Source organism: Marinilactibacillus psychrotolerans, assembly GCF_900101525.1.
In the GTDB taxonomy this organism is placed as follows: domain Bacteria; phylum Bacillota; class Bacilli; order Lactobacillales; family Carnobacteriaceae_A; genus Marinilactibacillus; species Marinilactibacillus psychrotolerans.
The window spans coordinates 36,440-61,602 of the sequence record NZ_FMZD01000001.1; the positions used below are offsets into that span (position 1 = coordinate 36,440).

At 35.3% G+C, this 25,163-nt stretch carries 21 protein-coding genes; all 21 read right to left on the minus strand.

What is annotated here, in order from left to right; genetic code table 11:
- Positions 1-18: 18 nt before the first annotated feature.
- On the minus strand, positions 19-3,201 hold the full coding sequence (gene carB / locus BLT22_RS00180) for a carbamoyl-phosphate synthase large subunit (RefSeq protein ID WP_091759331.1): 3,183 nt from the start codon (positions 3,199-3,201) through the stop codon (positions 19-21).
- A complete protein-coding gene (locus tag BLT22_RS00185; protein ID WP_091759334.1) occupies positions 3,194-4,285 on the minus strand; it encodes a carbamoyl phosphate synthase small subunit in 1,092 nt (363 codons plus the stop codon). Before BLT22_RS00185 ends, carB begins: the two co-directional genes overlap by 8 nt.
- The gene (gene pyrC / locus BLT22_RS00190) at positions 4,286-5,560 is read right to left on the minus strand and encodes a dihydroorotase (RefSeq protein ID WP_091759337.1); all 1,275 of its coding nucleotides are present in this window, start codon (positions 5,558-5,560) and stop codon (positions 4,286-4,288) included. It lies immediately after the preceding gene.
- A 16-nt stretch (positions 5,561-5,576) separates the two neighbouring features.
- The gene (locus BLT22_RS00195; RefSeq protein WP_091759340.1) at positions 5,577-6,491 is read right to left on the minus strand and encodes an aspartate carbamoyltransferase catalytic subunit; all 915 of its coding nucleotides are present in this window, start codon (positions 6,489-6,491) and stop codon (positions 5,577-5,579) included.
- Between the two features lie 211 nt (positions 6,492-6,702).
- The gene (pyrR, locus tag BLT22_RS00200; protein ID WP_091759343.1) at positions 6,703-7,248 is read right to left on the minus strand and encodes a bifunctional pyr operon transcriptional regulator/uracil phosphoribosyltransferase PyrR; all 546 of its coding nucleotides are present in this window, start codon (positions 7,246-7,248) and stop codon (positions 6,703-6,705) included.
- Positions 7,249-7,570: 322 nt separating this feature from the next.
- On the minus strand, positions 7,571-9,556 hold the full coding sequence (gene uvrB, locus BLT22_RS00205) for an excinuclease ABC subunit UvrB (RefSeq protein ID WP_087058624.1): 1,986 nt from the start codon (positions 9,554-9,556) through the stop codon (positions 7,571-7,573).
- 119 nt (positions 9,557-9,675) lie between these two features.
- A complete protein-coding gene (gene rpsT, locus BLT22_RS00210) occupies positions 9,676-9,927 on the minus strand; it encodes a 30S ribosomal protein S20 (protein ID WP_072694621.1) in 252 nt (83 codons plus the stop codon).
- Positions 9,928-10,093: 166 nt separating this feature from the next.
- Complete coding sequence (holA, locus tag BLT22_RS00215; RefSeq protein WP_091759346.1) at positions 10,094-11,143, minus strand: DNA polymerase III subunit delta; 1,050 nt, start codon at positions 11,141-11,143, stop codon at positions 10,094-10,096.
- Positions 11,144-11,168: 25 nt separating this feature from the next.
- The gene (locus BLT22_RS00220; protein WP_176935238.1) at positions 11,169-13,316 is read right to left on the minus strand and encodes a DNA internalization-related competence protein ComEC/Rec2; all 2,148 of its coding nucleotides are present in this window, start codon (positions 13,314-13,316) and stop codon (positions 11,169-11,171) included.
- A 224-nt stretch (positions 13,317-13,540) separates the two neighbouring features.
- Entirely contained in the window at positions 13,541-14,038 is a 498-nt protein-coding gene (locus tag BLT22_RS00225; protein WP_091759352.1) for a ComE operon protein 2, read from the minus strand.
- Between the two features lie 92 nt (positions 14,039-14,130).
- Complete coding sequence (locus tag BLT22_RS00230; protein WP_091759357.1) at positions 14,131-14,790, minus strand: helix-hairpin-helix domain-containing protein; 660 nt, start codon at positions 14,788-14,790, stop codon at positions 14,131-14,133.
- 127 nt (positions 14,791-14,917) lie between these two features.
- Entirely contained in the window at positions 14,918-16,006 is a 1,089-nt protein-coding gene (locus BLT22_RS00235; protein ID WP_236048733.1) for a SepM family pheromone-processing serine protease, read from the minus strand.
- A gap of 16 nt (positions 16,007-16,022) precedes the next feature.
- Positions 16,023-16,514, minus strand: a complete 492-nt coding sequence (gene coaD / locus BLT22_RS00240) for a pantetheine-phosphate adenylyltransferase (protein WP_087058634.1) — start codon at positions 16,512-16,514, stop codon at positions 16,023-16,025.
- Complete coding sequence (rsmD, locus tag BLT22_RS00245; RefSeq protein WP_087058636.1) at positions 16,511-17,071, minus strand: 16S rRNA (guanine(966)-N(2))-methyltransferase RsmD; 561 nt, start codon at positions 17,069-17,071, stop codon at positions 16,511-16,513. Before rsmD ends, coaD begins: the two co-directional genes overlap by 4 nt.
- Positions 17,072-17,079: 8 nt before the next feature.
- Positions 17,080-17,415 (minus strand): YlbG family protein, encoded by a 336-nt coding sequence (locus BLT22_RS00250; protein ID WP_087058638.1) that lies wholly within the window; start codon positions 17,413-17,415, stop codon positions 17,080-17,082.
- Between the two features lie 92 nt (positions 17,416-17,507).
- Positions 17,508-17,777, minus strand: a complete 270-nt coding sequence (locus tag BLT22_RS00255; protein ID WP_087058640.1) for a DUF1507 family protein — start codon at positions 17,775-17,777, stop codon at positions 17,508-17,510.
- 163 nt (positions 17,778-17,940) lie between these two features.
- Positions 17,941-19,770: a translational GTPase TypA gene (gene typA / locus BLT22_RS00260; protein WP_091759360.1), complete on the minus strand. Its 1,830-nt coding sequence runs from the start codon at positions 19,768-19,770 to the stop codon at positions 17,941-17,943.
- Between the two features lie 253 nt (positions 19,771-20,023).
- Complete coding sequence (locus BLT22_RS00265) at positions 20,024-20,803, minus strand: inositol monophosphatase family protein (RefSeq protein WP_091759364.1); 780 nt, start codon at positions 20,801-20,803, stop codon at positions 20,024-20,026.
- Positions 20,804-20,945: 142 nt separating this feature from the next.
- Positions 20,946-22,352 carry a dihydrolipoyl dehydrogenase gene (lpdA, locus tag BLT22_RS00270; protein WP_087058872.1) on the minus strand — a complete coding sequence of 469 codons (1,407 nt, stop codon included), beginning with the start codon at positions 22,350-22,352 and terminating at the stop codon, positions 20,946-20,948.
- A 12-nt stretch (positions 22,353-22,364) separates the two neighbouring features.
- On the minus strand, positions 22,365-24,008 hold the full coding sequence (locus BLT22_RS00275; RefSeq protein WP_091759367.1) for a 2-oxo acid dehydrogenase subunit E2: 1,644 nt from the start codon (positions 24,006-24,008) through the stop codon (positions 22,365-22,367).
- 176 nt (positions 24,009-24,184) lie between these two features.
- The gene (locus BLT22_RS00280; RefSeq protein ID WP_091759370.1) at positions 24,185-25,162 is read right to left on the minus strand and encodes an alpha-ketoacid dehydrogenase subunit beta; all 978 of its coding nucleotides are present in this window, start codon (positions 25,160-25,162) and stop codon (positions 24,185-24,187) included.
- Between the last annotated feature and the right edge of the window lies 1 nt (position 25,163).

Genomic DNA, 25,163 nt, shown 5'->3' on the forward strand with positions numbered 1-25,163 from the left:
CTCCGTTTTTATTTGATTTTATAATGTGATCGTTGAAAATGATTTTGATTCTAGAACACTCAAAATTGCCGATACCGTGTCTAATGATGTCATCAAGGGAATCCCTTTTTCAATCGAAGCTTTCCGAATGTAGAAACCGTCATTGATAGCTTCAACATTTTTGCCCATGGTATTGATAACTAAATCAACTTGATTCATCTGTATAAGATCCAGTATATTTTTTTCTTCACTAAGTGAATGTTTTACAAGTGTTGACTGAACGTTTATATCTTCTTCTTTTAAAGCTTTTGCAGTGCCCGATGTTGCGATCAGTGAATAGCCGATTTCATTGAATCGTTTAGCTAGTTCAATTCCTTCTGCTTTGTCCTCATCTGTCAGCGTAAGCAGAACTTTGCCATGATCTGGCAAATGCATATTGCTGGCTTCAAATGCTTTGTAAAGAGCTTTTTCTAGCGTACGATCACTCCCCATAACTTCTCCAGTTGATTTCATTTCTGGACCGAGCGTAGCATCTACTTTATGAAGTTTGGAAAAACTGAATACTGGTGCTTTGACATGGACAGTTTCTGGAATCTTGTGAAGTCCACTTTCATATCCCTGCATTTTCAATGATTGTCCAAGAATAATTTTTGTAGCTACCTGAGCCATCGGGATATTTGTTACTTTACTTAAGAAAGGTACTGTTCTGCTGGCCCTTGGATTGACTTCAATAACGTAGACCACTTCTTCATGAATTACGAACTGAATATTCATGAGACCAATACAGTTTAAGCCTACACTTAGTTTTTTTGTATAATCCACAATTGTATTAATTAATTCGTCGGATAAATTTTGAGGTGGATAGACAGCCATCGAATCACCAGAATGAACTCCTGAACGTTCAATATGTTCCATAATCCCTGGAATTAAGACAGATTCACCGTCACAAATTGCATCAACTTCCACTTCTTTACCTACAAGATAACGGTCAATCAATACTGGATGATCTGATGAAAGTTTAACTGCACTGTTCATATAAACTGTTAAATCTTTAGCGTTGTCTACAATCTGCATACCTCGTCCACCTAAAACATAGCTTGGTCTTACCAGTACCGGATAACCGATTGTTTCAGCGATGTTTAACGCTTCCTTCTCTGTACGTGCTGTATCGCCTTTAGGTTGAGGGATTGACAATTTTTTTAAAGCTTTCTCAAAAAGGTTTCTATTTTCTGCTCTGTCGAGATCCTCTACTGTCGTCCCTAAAATCTTCACACCCAGTTTTTCAAGAGGTTCTGCTAAATTAATTGCCGTCTGGCCGCCGAACTGAACGATAACACCGAGCGGGTTTTCAAGTTTGATGACGTTCATAACGTCTTCGACAGCCAACGGTTCAAAATACAACTTATCTGAAATAGAGAAATCCGTTGAGACTGTTTCAGGATTATTGTTCATAATGATCGCTTCATACCCTAGTTGCTGAATTGCTTTAACTGAATGAACAGTAGCATAATCAAATTCTACCCCTTGTCCAATTCTGATTGGTCCTGATCCTAAGACAAGAATAGATTCTTTTTCCGTTACCATACTTTCTTGTTCTTCTTCATAGGTGCTGTAAAAATATGGCGTTGCGGAATCAAATTCTGCTGCACAAGTATCTACAGTTTTATAAACAGGAGTAATTTCTTTTTCTTCTCTATACTGCGAAATTTTTTGCCCATCAGTTGCCCAAATTTTCGCAATAGTCTGATCCGAGAACCCATATTGTTTAGCATAGCGTAACTGGTCTTCATCGAAAGGTGATGCGTGCAGTGTCTGTTCAATTTCTACTATATGCAATAATTTGTCCAAAAAGAATAAATCTATCTTGGTTAGTTGTGCCAGTTCTTCAATTGGATATTTCCTTCGTATGGCCTCAGTTAGATAAAACAGTCTGTCATCCTCTGCTTTAACAATTTTATCAATTAGTACATCATCACTAACGTCTTTACATTCTTCCAATTCAATATGATCGACTCCTATTTCGAGTGAACGCACAGCTTTCAGAAGACTCTCTTCAATCGTTCGCCCAATAGCCATGACTTCTCCTGTTGCTTTCATTTGCGTAGTCAGTTTTCTGTCTCCTGTTTCGAACTTGTCAAACGGCCATCTGGGGATTTTTGCAACAACGTAGTCTAAAGTGGGTTCAAACTGCGCATAGGTTGTTTCTGTGACCGGATTCTTCATTTCATCCAGTGTTAATCCGACTGCTATTTTAGCAGCTAATTTCGCAATCGGATAACCTGTTGCTTTGCTCGCTAATGCAGAGGAACGACTGACTCTAGGATTAACTTCAATAATATAGTAGTTAAAACTATGGGGATCTAAAGCAAGTTGAACGTTACAGCCTCCTTCGATCTCAAGGGCGCGAATGATTTTCAACGAGGCATCTCTGAGCATTTGATACTCTTTGTCCGTTAAGGTCTGACTAGGCGCTAACACGATTGAATCTCCGGTATGTATACCGACGGGATCAAAATTTTCCATATTACATACAACCATTGCATTGTCATTATGGTCGCGCATCACTTCGTATTCTATTTCTTTATAACCCGCGATACTTCTTTCGATCAGACACTGGTGTACTGGAGAAAGCTTCAAACCATTTGCAACAATTTCTCTTAATTCCGCTTCGTTGTCGCATAACCCACCGCCAGTACCGCCCATGGTAAACGCCGGACGAACGATAAGAGGATACCCTATATCATTTGCGAATGAAACAGCTTCATTAATAGTATGAACAATTTCACTATCAGGCACAGGCTCATTTAGTTCGCGCATTAAAGATCTGAATAGATCCCTATCTTCTGCTTTATTGATTGCAGATAACTTAGTTCCTAGTAATTCAATGTTCAGCTCTTCTAATATACCGCTGTTATCCAACTCTATCGCCATATTCAAGCCCATTTGACCTCCTAAAGTAGGTAAGATGGCATCTGGATTTTCTTTCCTCAAAATTTTAGAAACGAATTCCAACGTTAAGGGTTCCAGATAAACTTTATCTGCTACTTCTCTATCCGTCATAATCGTTGCAGGGTTAGAATTGACTAGCACAACTTCATAGCCTTCTTCTTTAAGTGCTAAACACGCTTGCGTTCCCGCATAGTCAAATTCTGCTGCTTGTCCAATAATAATTGGACCTGATCCTATTACTAAGATTTTATTAATATCTTTTCTTTTAGGCATAATCGTTCCCTACTTTCCATGATTCCATTAATTCAGTAAATTGGTCAAACAAATCAGCAGCATCATGGGGACCTGGTGCAGCATCTGGATGATACTGTACACTGAAAACCGGATAATGACGATGTCTTAATCCCTCAACCGTATGATCATTGATTTCTATATGAGTGACTCTAAGTTGCTCGGTATCTATAGAATCGGCTGCTACTGCATATCCGTGATTCTGGGAGGTAAACGCAATTTTACCAGTAGCAATTTCTTTTACAGGATGATTAAATCCTCTATGTCCAAAATTCATTTTATACGTCTTAGCTCCATTCGCCAGCGCAATCAACTGATGCCCTAAGCAAATACCGAATACAGGAACTTTTCGTTGTAGATCTTTAATCATTTCTAGCACTTGAGGTAAATCAGTGGGATCTCCTGGTCCGTTTGTCAACATAACCCCATCCGGATTTAAATTCAGAATTGTTTCCACTTTTGTATTATATGGAAGAACCGTCACATGACAGTCCCTTTTATTCAATTCATGTAATATGCTGTGTTTAAGCCCAAAGTCAATCACCACTACTTTACGACCATTCTGTGGACTGACATAAGGTCTTGTTGTCGAAACTTGTGCAACATGATCCCTTCTAAGTATTGTTTTTCTGAGTCTCTCAAGGTTTTCTTCTATCGAATACGTATCATTTGTCAGCATAGCTTTCATAGCGCCATGTTCTCTAATAACTTTAGTGAGCCTTCTAGTGTCTACACCTGTTAAACCTGGTATATTTTTTTCTTTTAAGAACTCATCTAAATTCATTCGACTGCGCCAGTTAGAAGGAACTCTAGCGTATTCCTTTACAATAACAGCTTTAGTTGTCGGAAAAATTGATTCATAATCATCACGATTTATCCCGGCATTTCCTATAAGTGGAAAGGTAAACGTCAAAATTTGACCGTTGTATGACTGGTCTGTAATTGACTCTTGATAGCCAGTCATACCAGTATTAAATACGATTTCTCCGATTGTTTCTTTTTCCGACCCAAATCCATATCCTTTAAACACATTTCCATCTTCTAAAATCAATAGTCTTTTCTGCACTTAATTTTCCTCCTGATAAATGACTTGACCATCTACTATTGTAAAGTAGATATCTCCATAAATTTTCCATCCGATAAATGGCGTATTAGAAGATTTTGAGTGCAACATTTCTTTTGAAATTATTTTTTTGTTTTGCAAATCAAAACACGCTAAATCAGCAGGTGCTCCAACTTCGAGCCTACCAGTATACATATTGAAAATTTCAGCAGGTTTGCTCGTTAACCATTCCACTAACTGTTCTAAAGTAACTCTGCGAGTTTTAACTAGGTTAGTATAGAGTAAAGAGAAAGCTGTCTCGCTTCCGATTATTCCAAAAGGTGAACCAATCATTGATCCTTGTTTTTCTTCATCACTATGTGGTGCGTGGTCAGTGGCAATCATATCGATTGTTCCGTCTAGTAGCCCTTCCAGTAAAGCTTCCTGATCTGCCTTGCTTCTTAAAGGAGGATTCATTTTAAACAAGCTGTTATCAGAAAGGATATCTTCTTCTGACATTAATAGGTGATGTGGTGTAACCTCTGCTGTTACATTAATTCCGGCTTTTTTCGCATCTCTGATTACGCGCACACTTTCTTTAGCAGAAACGTGGCAGATATGATAATGTACACCAGTAGCTTCTGCCAGCAAAACATCTCTTGCAATTTGGGTAGACTCTGTCAATTGAGACATACCTGGTAAGTTAAGTTCTTTATTTCTTTTGCCCTCATGCATCACTCCACCGTCAAACAGTAAAGAGTCATCTTCTGTATGTGCAATAATAGAAACCTTATTCTTAGCAGCTTCTTTCATAGCTAAATACATGGTCGCTGCTGTTTGCACCCCTACACCGTCATTAGTGAAAGCAAAAGCTCCTGCATTAACCAAAGCTCTTTGATCAGTTAATCGGTCACTTGTCAGCTGTTCTGTAATCGGTGCATACTGTTTAACTTTTACCTTTGCGCTTTTTGAAATCAATCTTTGTATATTCTGCATCTTTTTTACACTGTCTGGAGCTGGATTGACATTGGGCATCGCACAAATGGTAGTAAATCCACCTCTTGCAGCTGCTGCAGTTCCGGTTGAAATCGTTTCTTTATATTCAAATCCAGGTTCTCTTAAATGAACATGTACATCGATCAGACCTGGCGTAACCAATTTCCCTTTTGCATTTAAGATCTTTTCAGCTGAAACTTTCAAATCCATGCCTATTTTTTTGATTGTGCTATCTTCTATCAGAATATCTGTGGGAAAATCATGATTTCCTATAATTCGTGCATTTTTTATTAAAAGTTTCATTTTTGTCCTCCTGCATTTAATTTATAACTGAATCAATTATTGCCATTCTCGCATAAACACCATTTTTCATTTGAGTAAAAATTCTAGACCGTTTACTTTCCACTAGTTGGGAAGCTATTTCTACTCCTCGATTCACGGGAGCAGGGTGCATGATTATGGCACTTTTTTTCATAGTGTTCTCTCTTTCGATAGTCAATCCATATTTTTCAAGATATTCTTCTTTAGAAAAAATTTTATCTTTTTCAATATGTCTTTCATGCTGTACTCTCAGTAACATCATAACGTCTACTTTTCTTGCGAGTTCATCGATTTTTGCATACTCCCCATATATTCCAAATGATGGATCCAACCATTCTTTTGGACCTGTATAGAAAACTTCAGCACCAAGTCTATTTAAAATCTGCACATTACTTTTAGCTACTCTAGAATGTGAAAGATCTCCTGCAACTGCAACCTTCAGATTCTTAAATGTACCGAATTCTTCATATATAGTCATTAAATCTAATAATGACTGACTGGGATGCTGACCTGCTCCATCTCCTCCGTTTATGATTGAGCTAGTTAAATTCGGACTGCTAATCAACTTTTTATAAAAATCTTCTTGGCTATGTCTAATCACAATCAAATCCACTCCAATGGATTGAAGTGTCATTATAGTGTCATATAAACTTTCACCTTTTCGGATGCTACTTGTTGAAGGTTGAAAATCCATTACTTGCATACCTAATTTTCTTTCTGCCATTTCAAAACTTTTATGAGTTCTTGTACTATCTTCAAAAAAGCAATTGATTGCATAATGTTCATGAAAATTATTATTAATTTCTCCATGTTTGTATTGCAATGCATTTTCGATCAAATGATAGATTTCTTCATTACTTAAATCATTTAGCGTAGTAAAATGTTTAACTAAGTTTTGAGCAACATTTTTCAAGATAATATCCTCCTTATACTATTATGATTGATATAAAAAGACCTCATGTCAGAGAGACATCAGGTCTAAGGATTATGTAAAACAACTGTAATTAGTATGAGTGAATCACATAATTAAATAGTAGCTATCTAACTAGGCTGACTCATATAATAACAAGTTATTCCCTTAGTGACCTTCTGTGTCTCTCTGGACAGCATTTAAAGTTCACATTTTATTTAGTTGGTTTCAGGATCGTTACAACATCTTTTCCGTCAACTTCTTCTAATGAAACTTGAATTGATTCCTCTTTAGAAGTTGGTATATTTTTTCCTACAAAATCAGCTCTAATTGGAAGCTCTCTATGCCCCCGATCGATCAGAACAGCTAAATAAATTTTTTTAGGTCTACCGTTGTCTATCACTGCATCTAAAGCGGCTCTAATCGTTCTACCCGTATAAAGTACATCATCTATAATTACTACTTTTTTCCCTTCAACCACACTTCCAATTGTTGGCGTAAAACCTGAAGTATGCAAATGGATTTCTTGGTCGTCTCTATAGTTAGAAATATCTAATTCAGTAGCTTCTACTCTTTCTCCTTCCAGTTGCGAAATTCTTTCTGCAATTCTCTGAGCAAGATAAACCCCTCTTGTTCTAATACCAATTAATACTAAATCTTGAATTCCTTTGTTCTTCTCAATAATTTCATAAGCGATTCGTGTTAAAGCTCGTTTTATTGCAACTTCATTAATGACTTCAATTTCCTCATTATTTTTCATACATATTCCCCCAAAATCTTTTAGTCTTTAATTCTAAAGTTAATTTATCCAGCTGAATCAAAGGACCTGTAAGTATACAAAAAAGCCCTCTTATCCATGTAAGAATAAGAGAGCTTCCTAAAATATTCATTAGGGTTAGGGGAATAAAACACACTTTCCCACTACTTAATTCCTAGAATCTACTGTATATAGTCCTATACATCAGTTTCATTCTAAGAAATTTCTGCTCCTTATTAGCCTCACTGGACTACTTGTTAAAGGATATCTATTAACTTTAAATATACTTTACAGTTCTGTTATCAAAAAGTCAATACAGATTATCTTATTTAGAAAATTTGGTTTTAATTTCCATAACAACATCTCGTAGTTGGGCAGCTCTTTCAAAATCAAGTTCTTTAGCTGCTTGTTTCATTTCAAGTTCCATTGTTTCAATCAATTGTCTTCGCTCTTCTCTAGATAGTTTTTTCACTGTAGCTTCTGTTAATTCTTCTCCATCTTCTACCACCGTAGAGATCTGGATAAGATCTCTCACTTCTTTCTTAATAGTCATAGGTGTAATTCCATGTACTTTATTGTATTCCTCTTGAATTTCACGTCTACGTTCAGTTTCTTCAATAGCATTATTCATTGAATCTGTCTGTCTATCTGCATACATGATCACTCGCCCATTTTCATTACGTGCTGCACGACCCATCGTTTGAATAAGAGAACGTGTACTTCTTAAAAACCCTTCTTTATCGGCGTCTAATATGGCAACCAATGATACTTCTGGCACATCTAATCCTTCACGAAGTAAATTGATCCCAATTAAAACATCAAATTTACCAACTCTAAGGTCTCGGATAATTTGTGTTCTTTCCAACGTCTTGATATCACTATGAAGATATTGAACTTTTATTCCGACCTCTTTCAGATAATCGGTTAAATCTTCTGACATTTTTTTGGTTAAAGTTGTAATAAATACTCGTTCATTTCTTTCGACTCTTAAATTGACTTCCTCAATCAAATCATCAATCTGTCCTTGAATAGGACGAACTTCGATAATCGGGTCTAATAATCCTGTAGGTCTAATAATCTGTTGCACAACTTGTGAGGCTCTTTCCATTTCATAATCTGCTGGTGTTGCAGAGATATAAGTGATTTGGGGCACTCTCTCTTCAAATTCTTCTAATCTTAAAGGTCTATTGTCCAATGCACTAGGCAGTCTAAAACCATGTTCTACCAGTTGCTGTTTTCTTGCACGGTCTCCATTATACATACCTCGTATCTGAGGCATTGTAATGTGCGACTCATCTACAATAAATAGAGAGTCTTTTGGAAAGAAATCCAAGAGCGTATATGGTGCTTCACCAGGTTTTCTACCATCCATATGTCTAGAATAATTCTCAATTCCTGAACAGTAGCCCATCTCCATAAGCATCTCAATATCATAGTTTGTCCGTTGTTCTAATCTTTGTTCTTCAAGTAATTTATTATCTTCTTTCAGTTCTTTTAACCGACCATCTAGTTCAGTTTTAATTGATTCGATTGCTGACCTTGTTTGTTCATCATTAGATACAAAGTGAGTAGCAGGAAAAACTGCTACATGAGATAAATCAGCTTTCACTTCTCCAGTCAAAACATCTACTTCTCTAATTCGATCAATTTCATCTCCAAAAAATTCAACGCGAATCGCTTCGCTTTCTCTTGATGCTAGAAAGATCTCAACAATATCGCCTCTTGCTCTAAATCTTCCCCTTTGGAAATCAATATCGTTTCGCTCAAATTGCATATCTACTAATCTACGTAATACTGCATCTCTGCTAATCTCCATCCCCGCTCTTAAAGAAAGCACATGATCTCTATAGTCTTCGGGGTTAACTAGTCCATAAATACAAGAAACAGAAGCTACGACAATCACATCTCGCCTCTCAAGCAAAGAGCTTGTAGCAGAGTGTCGAAGTTTATCAATTTCATCATTAATAGAAGCATCTTTTTCAATAAAGGTATCTGTCGAAGGAACATAAGCCTCTGGTTGATAGTAATCATAATAACTAACAAAATATTCAACAGCATTTTCAGGGAAAAATTCTTTAAATTCAGAATACAACTGACCTGCTAGCGTTTTGTTATGTGCAATCACTAATGTCGGTTTATTCACTTGTTGAATAACATTAGACATAGTAAAAGTTTTTCCAGTCCCTGTAGCACCTAAAAGGACTTGTTCTTTCTGTCCTTCCTCAATTCCTTTTACAAGGTTTTTAATAGCATTAGGCTGATCCCCACTAGGTTGGTAAACTGAATTCAATTGAAATTTATTTTCAGACATTGATGTACCCCTTTCAAAAACTAAACATACATTCGTATATAATCATACCATAAAAGCATAAAAAAAAGCTCTTCCTTTTGACTTTTGTCAAAGAGGAAGAACTTTCTTCTAACAGCCTACTATCCTAATTTACTAGATAGACGTGATTTATCACGAGCAGCTTTATTTTTGTGGATCAAGCCTTTTGATGCTGCTTGGTCAATAGCTTTAGCAGCTACTTTATATAATTCAGCTGAGTTGTCTTGTCCGTTTTCAACGGCAGTTAAATATCTTTTCTTAGCGCTACGCATAGCAGATACTTGCCCAACGTTATTTGCATTCTTTTTAACATCTTGACGTTGACGTTTAATAGCCTGTACCATGTTTGGCATTTTGAAAACACTCCTTTATAAGAATTTCTTTCAATCCGGTAAACTCATTACAAACAAGAATTAAATTGCTTATTTTAGAATTTTTACCTTCTCTTTTCAGTTGATTTTCAACATTCTCCATTGTACATCATTACCAAACTATTTGCAATATTACAATTACGAAACTTTAAGAGTTCTTTTGTAATTCGGGATTTTGATCAGAAAATTTCAATATAAAAAGTTCAACTTGCATTTCTGGATTTGCCTGACCAGATTTAATTAAAAAATCAGCATCAATTAATTCATGATGAGCTTTTGATAGTGTTTTTTGTTCAAACATTCTTTCTTTTTGCAGTGCAAGCTTGACTCTAAAAGGATGAACTTTTAAAATTTTCGCAATATCTGCTTGTTGGTAGCCTTTTTTCTTTAAAATTTTCACTTGCAGCAACAGTCGAAATTGTCCTATCATTAAGGCAATTATCTTAATTGGATCTTCCTTCTGTATTAAAAGGTCTTGATATAGCTCAACAGACTGCTGTACTTTTTTATTCAAAACTAAATCATTTAGTTCAAAAATATTCTGTTCAAGCGTTTTAGGAACCAATTCTCGAACAGTTGCCAACTCAATATGTCTATCTTCTTGATGAAAGATCATTAATTTCTCTAATTCTTTCATACTCTTTGATAAATTACGATCTGTTAAAATCAGTAATTCATCAAGTGCCAGATTATCAATTGAGAATTGCTTACTTTTACAGTCAGTTTGAACAAATGATTTTATTTCTTTTTCACCTATTGGATCTACATTTATAATTTCAGCTTGTTTTAATAGGATCTTGGTTAGCTTTTTTCTTTTGTCTAATTTTTCATACGGAGCCAAAAATACTAAAACTGTAAAGTCTGGAGGGTTTAGTAAATATTGCTCTAAGTAATCAATGTCATGATCAGGTCCACTGGATGATATTTTACCTGTCAAAAAATAAGGGTTTTGAATAAACAAAAGTCTTTGATCGCCAAAAAAAGGGAAAGTTTCTGCTTCTTGAAGTGCAGCATCAATGGTGACTTCTCGCATATCAAACTGACCAAAATTTAAATCAGTGACATCATTTCCGAGAATAGAATCCATTAAAGCAATCTTTACTTTTTCACTTAGATACTGTTCGGTTCCTTGGATTAAATAGATCAAGGAATGGTTCCCTTGCTTTATCTTTTTAAGTTGTTTATCTAATTCACTCATACAGAACTCCTAACTAAACTCAACTTTATTTATTTTCTTTTTTACTGATCATATCTTCCACTATATTATTTGTAAAAGGAATAGGAGTATACTGATATAATACCGCACCTGACTGGTCAGTACGATAAGTTTTTACATTTTTTTCTTTTAGCCTTTCGATTACTTCTTGATTTGGATGTCCATATAGATTATTTTCACCACTTGATATCCATCCAATTGAAGGGGCAAGTTGTTCAAGAAAAGTATCCTGTGTAGAACTTTTACTACCATGATGGCCTACTTTTAATATGTCTGTGTTTAATTTGGGATAGTGTTTTAAAAGTATATCTTCTCCAGCAGCTTCTAGATCTCCTGTAAACAGCCACTTCTTATTCCCAATCTTTCCAAACAATACTAAAGACTGGTTATTTTTGCTATCTTTCAATTCCGGTCCAGGTGAACTAAAGGGATATAAAATATGCAAATTTGGGCCTGCTTTATTTGATTTAGAGTAATGAATTGGGGATAATTCAACATGTTGACTAACAAATAACGGCCATAAAGTTTTTAGTGAGGGATCAAGAAATGTTTCTGGAGTAGCAATAATCTCTTTAGTTTTTATTTCTTTAACGATTTCTTCTAACGCCCCTACGTGATCTGTATCCGCATGTGTAAGAATAATTTGATCTAATTTTTTAACACCTAAAGCTTTAATGGATGGAACAACTACATCTTTTCCAATTGAATAAGGCGACTCTGGTTCTGCCCACTCTTCTGTTTCCTTCCACTGTGAGAGTCCACCAGTATCAATAAGGTAGTTACCTTTCCCCCATGGCTCTTTAATCAAGAATGCATCTCCTTGTCCAACATCCAACATAACGACTTTTCCTATCGGGGAATGTCTTTCAGACATTATTCCTGTAAATACAAGAACGATGCCAATTAAAAGCATACTGAATGGTTTCCGATTACTTTGAATATCCAAATATAAAAATACCAGCACTATCCCAAAGCACACTAAACTCATACCAATAGCGGAAAGTCTTCCAGTAACGAACGTAAAGGAACCTAAAGAGTTTATTTTTTCCACTAAATTTTCAAGTAAAATTATAAATGTATCTGCGAATGTCACTGAAATTCTAATATTAAATAATCCATATAACAATATTGCAATTATAAATATAGAAGTCAATAAGGGCAAAAGAACTATTGAAAAAACAGGAATAAATATTATATTTAATAGAACCACTACCCATGAAAACTCATAAAAATGATAACTTAAAACTGGTATACTGACTAGGGAAATCAGAATATTTAAGCATATTCCCATTTTAAATCGAGGTAAATTTCTTATCCACTTTTGCTTACTCAATATGATCATAACACTGCTTAGAAGATAGCTAAGTTGGAATCCAACAGAATAAATTTGATAAGGATTAATTAACAAAGCTATAAAGAGAGTGAAAGACCAATTATCTAAAGAAACTGTTTTTCTTTTAAATAATCTAGATCCTATAGAAAACATTGACTGGATAATAGCCCTAAAAACACTAACCTTGAATCCTGCAAGTATTCCATAGACTGGCAAGGTGAAAAAAAGTATCCTGTTAGTTATCTCTTTCGTGAGTCCAACTCTCAACAAACTTTTTTCAACCATTACAATCAGAAATTGAATATGTAACCCAGAAATACTTAATAAGTGTATTATTCCTAAAGCTCGATAATTTTCTAAATTTAAGTCAGATAGATCCCTTTTATCTGCAAATAACAAGGCTTTTAGGTAAGTTCCTGTCATTCCTCCTATTCCTTTATCAATTTGATTAAAAAGCACTGATCTCAACCTATCAGTCTTATAACTAATGGAAAGTTCTTTAAAAGCTTTTTGCTTTTCTAATTTTTCAGCAGTTAGTTTATAGAATATCTCATCTTTTAACAAATAATCTTTATAGCTAAATTGATGGAAATTAACAGACTCATTGGGTCTTGTCAATCTCCCTTCTATTTTCAAAAAAGAAGGCACACCCTTCTCTTCAAAGACATTTTTTTCTTCTTCTGAAGCTAGTTTATAAGAGACAATTACTTCTTCCTTATCATCTTTTTCACTAACTAATAATCCTTTAAAGCGTAAAATTTGACCATCAATCTCTACTGTTGTTGATTTAACAATAATATTAAAAGTTTTCTGATTTTCCATCAGGATAGACTCTGATTTATGTGGCCTGATAAGCGTCATTGTCAATAGTAGGATACCCATCAGTAAAGATACCTTGATGATTTTTTTGTTTTTAGTAGCTAGTATTCTAAAAAAAATGAAAATCATTATCAAAATAGTTAATGGGGAGAATTTTTCTAACACAGCTATAACGACTGCTAAAGAAAAGAGGACCGGAAATAAAAAGTACCCTTTCAAATTTTAATTTAACTATCTAACGTATCAGAAATTAGATCAGATTTATAATACTCTCCTATATTTTGAAATAAATCTTCAGGAACAGCCACTTGTTCTACATTAATATTAGCTTGTTCTAAAAGTTTTATAGCATAAGAATGATTATGGTAGTTTTTTAAATAATATATTTTTCGTATACCTGCCTGGATAATAGTCTTTGTACACTGGAGACATGGAAAGTGAGTCACATAAATATCTGCTCCTTCAGTTTTCACTCCAAACTTTGCACATTGAAGCAATGCATTCATCTCTGCATGCACTGTTCGTACACAATGGCCATCAATCAAATAACAGCCATGATCACTGCAATGTACATCTCCGCTTACTGACCCATTATAACCACCAGATATTACCCGCTTTTCTCTAACAATCATAGCTCCAACTGATAGTCTAGTACAAGTACTTCTCATGGCAAGTAACATACTCTGTGACATAAAATATTGATCCCAAGGAATTCTATCTGTCATTTTATTATTTCCTTTCAAAATTCAAATTATTTCTTTAGATAATTGTGTTTATAGTATACAAGAGTGTTACTAACGAATCAATTGCTCCTCATTCAATCTACCATAATACTATCTTTAATATTTTCAAATATTATATCTCCAATACCTGATACATTTTTTATATCTTCTAATGATTTAAATACTCCATTCTCTTCTCTATAATCTATAATCGCTTGTGCTTTAGCTTGTCCAATTCCATGTAGTTCAATTAATTCCGCCTGTTCTGCTTGGTTGATATTAATCTTACGCTTATTCTCTTCCGTCGTTGGAACATCAGTGTAACTTTCCTCTATAACTTCTTCTCCTTTTTCAGGTATATAAATCATCATCTGATCTGTTACTAATAACGCTTGATTAATTGTTCGATCATCGGCGTTTTCCAAAAACCCGCCTGCTTGAGTGATAGCATCACTGACGCGATCTCCTGACTTAACTTCGTATATTCCAGGATGAACAATCGCCCCTTTTAATTCAATCACTATTTTACCTTCATTTTTTTCTAACACTTTTTGTTCATCTTCATTTACTATATCTGTATCCATTACTTTTTCATTTTCTGAAATCAATTGTTCGATTGTATCCTCATTAGAATTCCCTTTATTAGGTAATTCTAACAGTAGGTACAATACCACTATTAAGATCAATACGGTTGAAACTCCAAAATAAACGGTTAATAACAGGTGTTCTTTTATCCATCCTATAACTTCTGCCATATCCTCCCTCCTCTTATTTATTTCTTCCAATACTATATATACTGTTTATTATTTGAAATCCTGATTATTCTCATAAAAAAGCCAGCAAAAGAATAGATATTCTTTTGCTGGCTACAATTTAATTGTTTTATGCTGCTAAATTAACTTGGCTCTGTTCTGGCTCAAATCGAGAGCTAACAGGACTTAATTGTTCCAGATATTCTATTGCATCATTAAAGGATTTAATTGGAACGATTTTCATTTTTGTGTCAATATCTTCTGCTGCTTCAACTGCAATTTCATAATTAGATTTATAATCCGGATATTCACCTTTTAAATCAGGATCAATTTCATCATCTGGAGCAAAAAAGATTGTAGCACCTTCTTTATCTGCAGCTATAACTTTTTTATCTATTCCACCTATTGGCCCAACCGTTCCATCTTCGGAAATTGTTCCAGTACCTGCAATTACATGACCGGCTCTTAAATTTGTATTTGTAATCATAGAATATACTTGTAGTGAATACATTAATCCAGCCGAAGGTCCTCCTATTTCTCCTGAATGAATGACCACTTCCGGATCTGTTTCTACCGTAGACTGGTCCACAAGTGAAATTCCTATTCCCGTTTCACCCGTTTCTTCCAGTTTAATTAAGTCTCCTTCAGATTTATATTCAGTACCATTACGTTCATATTTAATTGAAACGGTCTGTCCAACTTCTAGATCTTTAATATAATCAATAAACTCTTCCGTATTCTTAAATTTTAAATTGTCTACTTCAGTAATTGTATCTCCCATTTGTAAAACTCCAGCAAAATTCGAATTATCTGTAACACTCATCACGTATACACCTTTGTAATCCAAATTATACGGTAATCCCGCTGCATCAAAAGCTGCTACCACCGCTGAATGAACTGAACTTTCCATATAATAGCGCTGCAAAGTATTATATTCTTCATAATCATCTATGTCCCCGAATAATTCTGCCTCAGATACAATATCATTATATGGAAGAAATTGGAACAAATAAGTAAAAGGCGTTGCTTGAAGGATTTCAACAGTTGTCATCATAAACTTCCCAGGTTCTTGAGCATAATTACCATCCACCTCAATCATTGGATCCAAATCTTCTGCACTACCAGGACGCTCAATATAATAAGGGATCGGTCTCAAAAATATAAAATAGAGCACTATGATTAGTAGTAGACCTTTGATCCAAAATGAGATTTTTTTCAATCGTTTTACCTACTTTCTATTTTTCATAAATCTTTTTCATTTCATAAAGTATATCCGCAGGAACTAATTCTTTGACATCTCCTTCAAATTTAACAACTTCTTTTATTAGAGATGAGCTAATAAATCGATACTTTTCATCTGCCATCAAGAAAATTGTCTCAACATCTGGAGCTTGAATTTTATTCATTGCTGCAATATCCATTTCATATTCCATATCCTTTACTGAACGGATGCCACGTATCATTGCATTTGCGTTCAGTTTCTTTGCCAAATTAACCGTTAATCCTCCGTTATGTTTGATAACTTTAATATTTTTCTTTTCAGTATTGTTTATAACTTGAGTAATCATATCAACTTTATGCCCCATACTAAACAAGGATTTTTTTGATATATTATCGCTTACTACAATAATAACTTCATCGAATAGCTCGGATGCTCGCAAGGTGATATTTAGATGCCCAAAAGTAAAAGGATCAAAACTTCCGGCATATACTGCTTTCCTTTTCACTGAATTCCTCCTTTTTGATACACTGTAATTTTAGTTGTACCATAGAGTTTCTCCTTGATCATTTCGACATCAGATAAACGGCTTGGTAATTCAACTAATTTGTCGGTTTCACACATAATCATTGCGTTTGAACGGAGTAATGACTGTTTATTCAGATTTTCAATAATCGAAGTAATTTCTTGTGTAGCATAGGGTGGATCCAGTAATACAAGGTTAAATGTCTTATTTTGTTCCTTTAATTCTACTATAGCTTGATGATCTTTTTTTTTCAAAACTATGAATTTTTCTGGTTCTTTTGTTATCTCAATATTCTCATTTATAACTTTAATTGCTTTATAATTCATGTCTACTAAGACAGCTTCATCCATTCCTCTAGAAACTGCTTCAATTCCAAGCGATCCACTTCCCGAATATAAATCTAATACACTTCCCCCATCAAAGTAAGGACCCAGTATATGAAAAACTGCTTCTTTAATTTTATCTGTAGTGGGTCTTGTTTTATTTCCTGGAACAGCTTTTAATGGTCTACCACCATATTCTCCTGATATCACACGCATAAATTACCTCAGTTCCAGTCAGAAGAAAGTTGGTTGAATATTGAGATTTCTTTACTCTCTTCTTCTTTTTTTCTTTGTTTAGCCAAGACTTTAACCTCATCTAATACTCCATCATAAGTTTTGGGAAGATCACATTGGTAACATTCTTCAACTTTACGAACAAAATGCTGTTTAGCCAGACTAGACTGTACTGAATCTTTATCTTTTTTATCTACATAAAGAATTGCATAATTCATTTTTTTTGAAATATAGTGGACCAATCCATATCTTTTTAATTTATTTATATATTTAGTTGTATAAACCCAGACTACTATTCCGGTTCTTTCATTTTCAGATTTTAACATTTTAACTCTCTCCTCAAATCATATCATTTCACTTATTATAACAAAAAAATCCACTCAAAATGAGAGGATTTCCAACAGATACAATCTTATCTTTAAATTCTTTCATCGAAAGCATCGCTCAAAAGATCATTGAGGTGTTTTTCCAATTCACTTAACATAAGATGACCTTCTTCTTCTTTAATCATTTTCATTTTAATCGCAAATTCAATTTTCTTTGAAAAACCAAACATTTGTGTATCAACTACTTCTTCAAAAGCAGGGCATGTAATACAGAGGTGTTTTTGGCTTTCAATCAGTTGCGATATTTTATTAGCATCTTCGAGCAAAATATCTTTTGCAAGTATGTTTTCTATATGACTCACCGATTAGCCCCCTCTATTATGTAGAATAATTGTATTATATCACAAAAACATGTTTAGACAACCGGTCTCAATAGTAAATTGCAATTTGGAATAATTAAAAAACATATAAAAATAGCAGATTTAAAGGGATAATCCTTCTATCTGCTATTTCTGTATTTAAAATTTATTTAGATTTTTTACCAGCTTTTTCACGTAAGTTTTTATCTAAAATTTTCTTACGTAATCGAATTGACTCAGGAGTAACTTCGCAATACTCATCCTCAGCTAGGAATTCTAGTGATTCTTCAAGCGTTAAGATACGAGGACGTTTGATAACGTTTGTCTGATCTTTATTCGCAGAACGGATATTTGTTTTTTGTTTTTCTCTAACTACGTTAACAGAAAGGTCATTATCACGGTTATGTTGTCCAACAATCATTCCAGCATATACTTCAGTTGTTGGTTCAACAAAGATTACACCACGGTCTTCTAAGTTCATGATACCATATGTTGTAGCAGAACCATTTTCCATAGATACTAGAGCTCCTTGACGGCGCTCTCCAGCTCCACCGGCAACCATCGGTAAATATTCTTCGAATGTATGGTTTAAGATACCGTATCCACGAGTCATAGAAAGGAACTCCGTTGTAAATCCGATTAGACCACGTGCAGGGGCAGAGAAAATCAAGCGTACTTGACCATTTCCAGTGTGGACCATATCTTGCATTTCAGCCTTACGTTGTCCAAGGTTTTCAATAATTGACCCCATATATTCTTCTGGGGTATCAATTTGAACGCGCTCAAACGGCTCGTGTTTTTTACCGTTGATTTCTTTGATGATTACTTCCGGACGAGATACTTGTAACTCGTATCCTTCACGACGTAAGTTTTCAATCAGGATAGACAAGTGTAACTCACCACGACCTGAGACGATCCATGCATCTGGAGAGTCAGTCGGATCGATTCTTAGAGAAACGTCTGTCTGTAATTCCATATTCAATCTTTCGTTTAACTTACTAGAAGTAACCCATTTACCTTCGCGACCTGCAAAAGGAGAATTGTTAACTAAGAAAGTCATTTGTAATGTAGGCTCATCGATACGTAAAATTGGTAATGGATCTACATGGTCAACAGGTGTAACGGTTTCTCCAACAAAGATATCTTCAAAACCAGATACTGCAATCAAGTCACCTGCTTTAGCAGACTGAATTTCGACACGACCTAAACCGAAGAAACCAAATAGTTTTGTTACACGGAAGTTTTTAGTTGATCCGTCTAATTTACTTAATGTTACGTTGTCTCCAACTTTGATTGTACCGCGGAATACACGACCAATACCGATACGTCCAACATAGTCATTATAATCTAATAGAGAAACTTGGAATTGTAATGGCTCGTTACTGTTATCCACAGGTGCAGGAATTTCAGAAATAATTGTTTCCAAGACTGGGTTCATCGTATTTTCTTGATCATCTGGGTTGTCAGAATAACTACTTGTCCCATGCAATGCTGAAGCGTAGATTACCGGGAACTCTAACTGTTCTTCATCTGCATCTAATTCAATCAATAAGTCTAATACTTCATCCAAAACTTCTTTAGGACGAGCAGAAGGTTTATCGATTTTGTTTACAACAACGATTGGACGTAATTTTTGTTCTAATGCTTTTTTCAATACGAAACGCGTTTGTGGCATCGTACCTTCATATGCATCAACAACCAAAATTACACCATCAACCATTTTCATGATACGCTCAACTTCACCACCGAAATCGGCGTGACCAGGTGTATCCAAGATGTTGATTTGAGTATCTTGGTATTTAACAGCCGTATTCTTAGCAAGAATTGTGATTCCACGTTCTTTTTCAAGATCATTTGAATCCATTACTCGTTCACTAAACTTGTTGTGCGCTTCCAGTGTATCTGACTGTTTCATTAATTCATCAACCAGTGTGGTTTTACCATGGTCAACGTGGGCAATAATTGCAATATTACGAATATCATTTCTAATTTTCATTTAATCGTTCACTCCTTAATTACTACGGTGATAACTTCTCTATTTATACTACAGTTTTGAATCATCCAACTCTTGGAATGCAAAGAATCTTTTTTATAGTTCATTCATTATTATAATTATAGATTTTTCACACAAAAAAACACCTATTCTTGGTGTGACTTCGACGCAAGAATAAATGCTTAAGTCATTGGACCTGTTTGTTCCACTTCTTATTATAACAGTAATTTTCAGAAAAACACAATCTTTTTTCAAACTATTTTGAATTAACCGTCACAATTTCGTCGAAGGCTTTTCCTGTAGAAAAAATTGTTTTATTTTTATTTAATAAATCAATTGACGAACCGTCAAATTGTGATACTTTAAATCCTACTTCTTCTACCATTACCTTTCCAGCCGCGATATCCCAAGGACTTAATTTAGAAGCCATGTAAGCAATCACATTACCTTTAAGTAATTCAATAACTTCTAAGCCAGCCGAACCTAACATTCTGACTCCCATTGATTGATCAGCTATTTTTCTATAATCACTATACTTGTCTTGTGTCATTAACTGACTATTAGTGGCAATCAAACCTTCTGAAAGTGACTTATTTTTTGGTGCTTCCATTTGTTGGTCATTACAAAAAATTCCTTGGCCCTTAATTGCAGAATACAAATTATCTTTCACTACATCATAAATGTATCCTTGAACTCCAATCCCTTCTTCATAAACGCCTATCATCACAGCAAAATTTTCTTGTTGCAAAACAAAATTAAGTGTACCGTCAATGGGATCAACAAACCAAACCGTTCCTTTTAAATCCTTCAAATCATCTCCATAACCTTCTTCTCCACAAATGCGGTCTTCAGGAAATTCTGCTCTAATTTTACACGACAATTCTTCTTCAATTTTTTTATCCATATTTGTTACTAAATCATTTCGTGCAGATTTTTCTTCAACTTTTAAACTATCTTCTTTTGCAGATTCAATTGATTCAGCAGCATCTTTAATCCACTGTTTAATTAACTTGTCGCGTTTTAGTATTTCAGACATATTATTATCCCCTTTTATTATTGTCCTTTTCATTGTATAAGATATCGAAATAGGTTTCAAAGTATATGTCATTGCTTCAATATGTATAAAGAAAAATCGAGTGAGGAATATATCCATCACTCGATTGAACATTAAGACTTAATTACATATGAATAGGCATGCCTAAAGCTGCTTCAGCGGCATCCATTACAGTTTCACCTAATGATGGGTGACCATGAATGGTTAAGGCGATATCTTCAGCATTCATACCACTTTCAACTGCTAATCCAAGCTCAGCAATTACATCTGATGCGTTGATTCCAGCGACTTGAGCTCCAACAATTACATTATCTTCCTTAGTAGTAATTAGACGAACAAAGCCTTCTGCTGCATCAAGTGATAATGCACGACCATTTCCAGCAAGAGGGAATTTAGATGCTTTAACCTGCATTCCTTTATCTTTAGCTTCAGATTCAGTTAATCCGACAGAAGCGATCTCTGGATCAGTGAATGCAACAGCTGGAAGTGCACGGTAATCCACTGCAACTTTTTTCCCAGATATTGCTTCAGCGGCAATTTTAGCTTCATAACTAGCTTTATGTGCTAGTGCTGCTCCAGGAACAACATCTCCAATAGCAAAGACGCTCTTGATATTTGTACGTCCTTGGTTGTCAACTTCAATTAAACCACGATCAGAAACATTCACTCCAACTTGTTCTAATCCAAGTTCATCAGTATTTGGACGACGACCTACGGTTACCAATACATAATCAACATCAATAGATTCTTCTTTTCCGTTAACTTCATATTTTACTGTTACACCATTGTCAGTCGTTACAGCTTCTTTAGCCATAGCTTTTGTTACAATGTTCACGCCATGTTTCTTAAAGTTCTTCTCAACTAACTTAACCATATCTTTATCAAATCCGTTAAGAATTGCTGGAAGTCCTTCAAGAATTGTAATTTCAGCACCCAAGTTAGCATAAACTCCAGCTAATTCAGATCCAATATAGCCTCCACCAACGATGACCATTTTCTTAGGTACTTCCGTTAATGCTAATGCACCAGTTGAATCTAGTACACGTTCGCTGAATTTGAATCCAGGAATTTCAACAGGACGGCTACCAGTTGCAATGATAGCATTGTTGAAAGAATAAGTTTGTGCACTATCTTCTCCCATAACACGTAAAGTATGCTCATCATTAAAGAAAGCTTCTCCTCTAAGAATTTCAACTTTATTCTTTTTAAGCAACATTTCAATTCCGCCAGTTAAGCGGTCTACAACTTGCGTTTGTTTCCATTCTTGAGTTTTTGCAAAGTCAAGCGTTACATTTTCAGTTGTGATACCAAATGCTTTTGAATCTAATGATTCTTGATATTTGTGTCCAGCAGAAATCAATGCTTTAGAAGGAATACATCCAACATTCAAACATGTTCCACCAATTAATTCTCTCTCAACAATGGCAACTTTTTGTCCCATTTGTGCGGCACGGATAGCAGCAACATAGCCACCAGGTCCAGAGCCGATTACAACTGTGTCTAATTCAATTGCGAAATCTCCTACAACCATTTACACTTCACCTTAGCCTTCCATTAATAATAAATCTGGGTCTGCCAATAATTTTTTCAATTCGTTCATTGCTGCTTGTCCTGTAGCACCATCAATAATACGGTGGTCAAATACAAGTGACAATGGAAGCATTGGAGCTGCAACGATTTCACCTTCAGCGTTAACGATTGGTTTCTTGAATGAACGTCCAACTCCTAAAATAGCCACTTCTGGATGGTTAATGATTGGTGTAAAGAATTGACCATTCACTGAACCGATATTAGAAATTGAGATTGATCCGTCAGCCATATCGCTTCCTTTAAGTTTCCCGTCATGAGCTTTAGCTGCTAAATCATTGATTTCGTCAGCAATATCGAATACTGATTTAGTATTTGCATCTTGAACAACAGGAACATATAATCCTTGTTCAGTATCTGCAGCAATACCAATATTAAAGTAGTTTTTGTAAACAACTTCATCAGTAGTATCATCAATTGATGCATTAAGTGCTGGGTATTTTTTCATAACTGAAATCAGAGCTTTAACTACATAAGGTAAGAAAGTTAATTTAGTTCCTCTTTCAGCAGCAATTGCTTTGAATTTAGTACGGTGTTCAATAACTTTTGTAAAATCAACTTCATCAAACAACGCTACAGAAGGAATTGTTAACGTGCTGTTAACCATTGCTTTAGCAATTGCTTTACGAGTTGTCGTCATTTTTTCACGTGTTTCCTCATCTGAACGACCAGATTTAAACGGTTTAGCATCAGCTGAAACTGTTTTAGATGTTCCAGAAGATACAGGTGCTTTTGCACTTGATTGTGTAGATTCTTCTTTAGTTGATGAAGTTTTTTCAGATGCTGCAGCCCCACCGCCAGATACAAAGTTATCGATATCTTCACGAGTGGTACGTCCACCTTTACCTGTAGCTTCTACAGCACTAATATCAACATCTTTTTCACGAGCATATTGACGAACTGAAGGCATAGCAAGTACACGTTTATCAGGATTTGAAGTTTTGACGACTTCTCCTGAAGTTGCACCTTCAGAACCAGCTGGATCATTTTTCTTAGTTCCTGCAGCTGCATCTGATGAAGCTTCTTGAGTTTCTTCAGATACGTTTCCTTCTGCAGCGATTTCTACAATTGGATCTCCTACAGCTGCGACTGTTCCTGGTTCAACTAAGAATTTTTGGATTGTTCCATCAACAGGTGCTGCTAATTCTTCTACTGATTTATCATTTTGGATTTCAGCTATTGAATCGCCTTCTTCTACTGTGTCTCCTTCAGAAACCAACCAGCTGACGATTTCTCCTTCTGCCATTCCTTCCCCTACATCAGGGAGTTTAAATGTGAATGTTCCAGTTGAAGAACTTTTTGCTTCAGGTTTTTGTTCTGTAGAAGCTGGAGCTTCTGAATCACTTTCTTCGGATTCATGTCCTTCAGCATCGATTTCTACGATTGGATCTCCTACAGCTGCGACTGTTCCTGGTTCAACTAAAAATTTCTTGATTGTTCCATCAACAGGTGCCGCTAATTCTTCTACTGATTTATCATTTTGGATTTCAGCTATTGAATCGCCTTCTTCTACTGTGTCTCCTTCAGAGACTAACCAGCTAACGATTTCACCTTCTGCCATTCCTTCCCCTACGTCAGGGAGTTTAAATGTAAAAGCCATGTTTGCGCTCTTCCCTTCTTAATTAATGATTATTAATCATTTAAAGTTTAAAGTTATTGTTACCTATACAACAATAGGAAGAAAAACCAATACAGATTAATTAAATACTGAACTAGTTTTTCTCCTTTGTTGAATGATTATTAATTTATTTTAGTTTGACGATTGAATTTATTTAATTAAAAATTAACCGCTTTGTTGATAGCTTCAGTAATATCATCCGCGCTTGGTAACCAAGTATTTTCAGCTTGACCAAATGGATAAATCGTATCTGGAGCAGATACAAATCCAATTGGTGCTTCAAGAGAAAGAACTGAACGTTGCGAAACTTCAGAAATTACAGTGTTCCCTACACCGGCTTGACGTTGAGCTTCTTGAACCATAACCATACGGCCAGTTTTTTCAACAGATGCTACAACTGTTTCATAGTCAATTGGTGAAACGGTGCGTAAGTCAATCACTTCTACAGAGACGCCGTCTTTTTCTAAGTTTTCTGCAGCTTTTAATGCTTCACGTACCATATAACCATATGCTACAACTGTTACATCAGTTCCTTTTTTAGCTATTGCAGCTTTACCGATTGGAACAGTGTATTGTTCTTCAGGTACTTCATCACGGAATGAACGATACAGTTTCATGTGCTCTAGGAAAACAACAGGGTCGTTATCACGAATAGCTGAAGTTAATAGGCCTTTTGCATCATAAGGGTTAGATGGGATAACGACTTTCAGCCCAGGAGCTTGAGCCATTAATCCCTCAAGAGAATCAGCATGCATTTCAGGAGTGTGCACTCCGCCCCCGAATGGAGAACGAACAACTACTGGCATGTTCAGTTTTCCACCCATACGATAGCGAGTACGGGAAATTTGTCCAACGATTGAGTCCATTACTTCAAATACAAATCCGAAGAATTGAATTTCAGCAACTGGACGAAATCCTTGTACAGCTAATCCGAATGCCATACCACCGATACCTGATTCAGCAAGTGGAGTATCATTAACTCTATCTTCACCATGTTTATCATAAAGACCTTGAGTTGCACGGAAAACTCCTCCGTTTTTACCAACATCTTCTCCGAATATCAAGACTTTTTCATCACGAGCTAATTCTTGATCTAAAGCTTCAGTGATTGCTTGAATCATTGTTAGATTCGCCATG

What these genes read in the sequence shown, in the direction of transcription:
- carB (WP_091759331.1), bottom strand. Translation starts at nt 3,201, where the DNA reads ATGCCTAAAAGAAAAGATATTAATAAAATCTTAGTAATAGGATCAGGT.
- pyrC (WP_091759337.1), bottom strand. Translation starts at nt 5,560, where the DNA reads ATGAAACTTTTAATAAAAAATGCACGAATTATAGGAAATCATGATTTT.
- pyrR (WP_091759343.1), bottom strand. Translation starts at nt 7,248, where the DNA reads ATGAAAAATAATGAGGAAATTGAAGTCATTAATGAAGTTGCAATAAAA.
- uvrB (WP_087058624.1), bottom strand. Translation starts at nt 9,556, where the DNA reads ATGTCTGAAAATAAATTTCAATTGAATTCAGTTTACCAACCTAGTGGG.
- rpsT (WP_072694621.1), bottom strand. Translation starts at nt 9,927, where the DNA reads ATGCCAAACATGGTACAGGCTATTAAACGTCAACGTCAAGATGTTAAA.
- holA (WP_091759346.1), bottom strand. Translation starts at nt 11,143, where the DNA reads ATGAGTGAATTAGATAAACAACTTAAAAAGATAAAGCAAGGGAACCAT.
- BLT22_RS00220 (WP_176935238.1), bottom strand. Translation starts at nt 13,316, where the DNA reads ATGGAAAATCAGAAAACTTTTAATATTATTGTTAAATCAACAACAGTA.
- BLT22_RS00225 (WP_091759352.1), bottom strand. Translation starts at nt 14,038, where the DNA reads ATGACAGATAGAATTCCTTGGGATCAATATTTTATGTCACAGAGTATG.
- BLT22_RS00230 (WP_091759357.1), bottom strand. Translation starts at nt 14,790, where the DNA reads ATGGCAGAAGTTATAGGATGGATAAAAGAACACCTGTTATTAACCGTT.
- rsmD (WP_087058636.1), bottom strand. Translation starts at nt 17,071, where the DNA reads ATGCGTGTGATATCAGGAGAATATGGTGGTAGACCATTAAAAGCTGTT.
- BLT22_RS00250 (WP_087058638.1), bottom strand. Translation starts at nt 17,415, where the DNA reads ATGTTAAAATCTGAAAATGAAAGAACCGGAATAGTAGTCTGGGTTTAT.
- typA (WP_091759360.1), bottom strand. Translation starts at nt 19,770, where the DNA reads ATGAAAATTAGAAATGATATTCGTAATATTGCAATTATTGCCCACGTT.
- BLT22_RS00265 (WP_091759364.1), bottom strand. Translation starts at nt 20,803, where the DNA reads ATGTCTGAAATACTAAAACGCGACAAGTTAATTAAACAGTGGATTAAA.
- lpdA (WP_087058872.1), bottom strand. Translation starts at nt 22,352, where the DNA reads ATGGTTGTAGGAGATTTCGCAATTGAATTAGACACAGTTGTAATCGGC.
- BLT22_RS00275 (WP_091759367.1), bottom strand. Translation starts at nt 24,008, where the DNA reads ATGGCTTTTACATTTAAACTCCCTGACGTAGGGGAAGGAATGGCAGAA.
- BLT22_RS00280 (WP_091759370.1), bottom strand. Translation starts at nt 25,162, where the DNA reads ATGGCGAATCTAACAATGATTCAAGCAATCACTGAAGCTTTAGATCAA.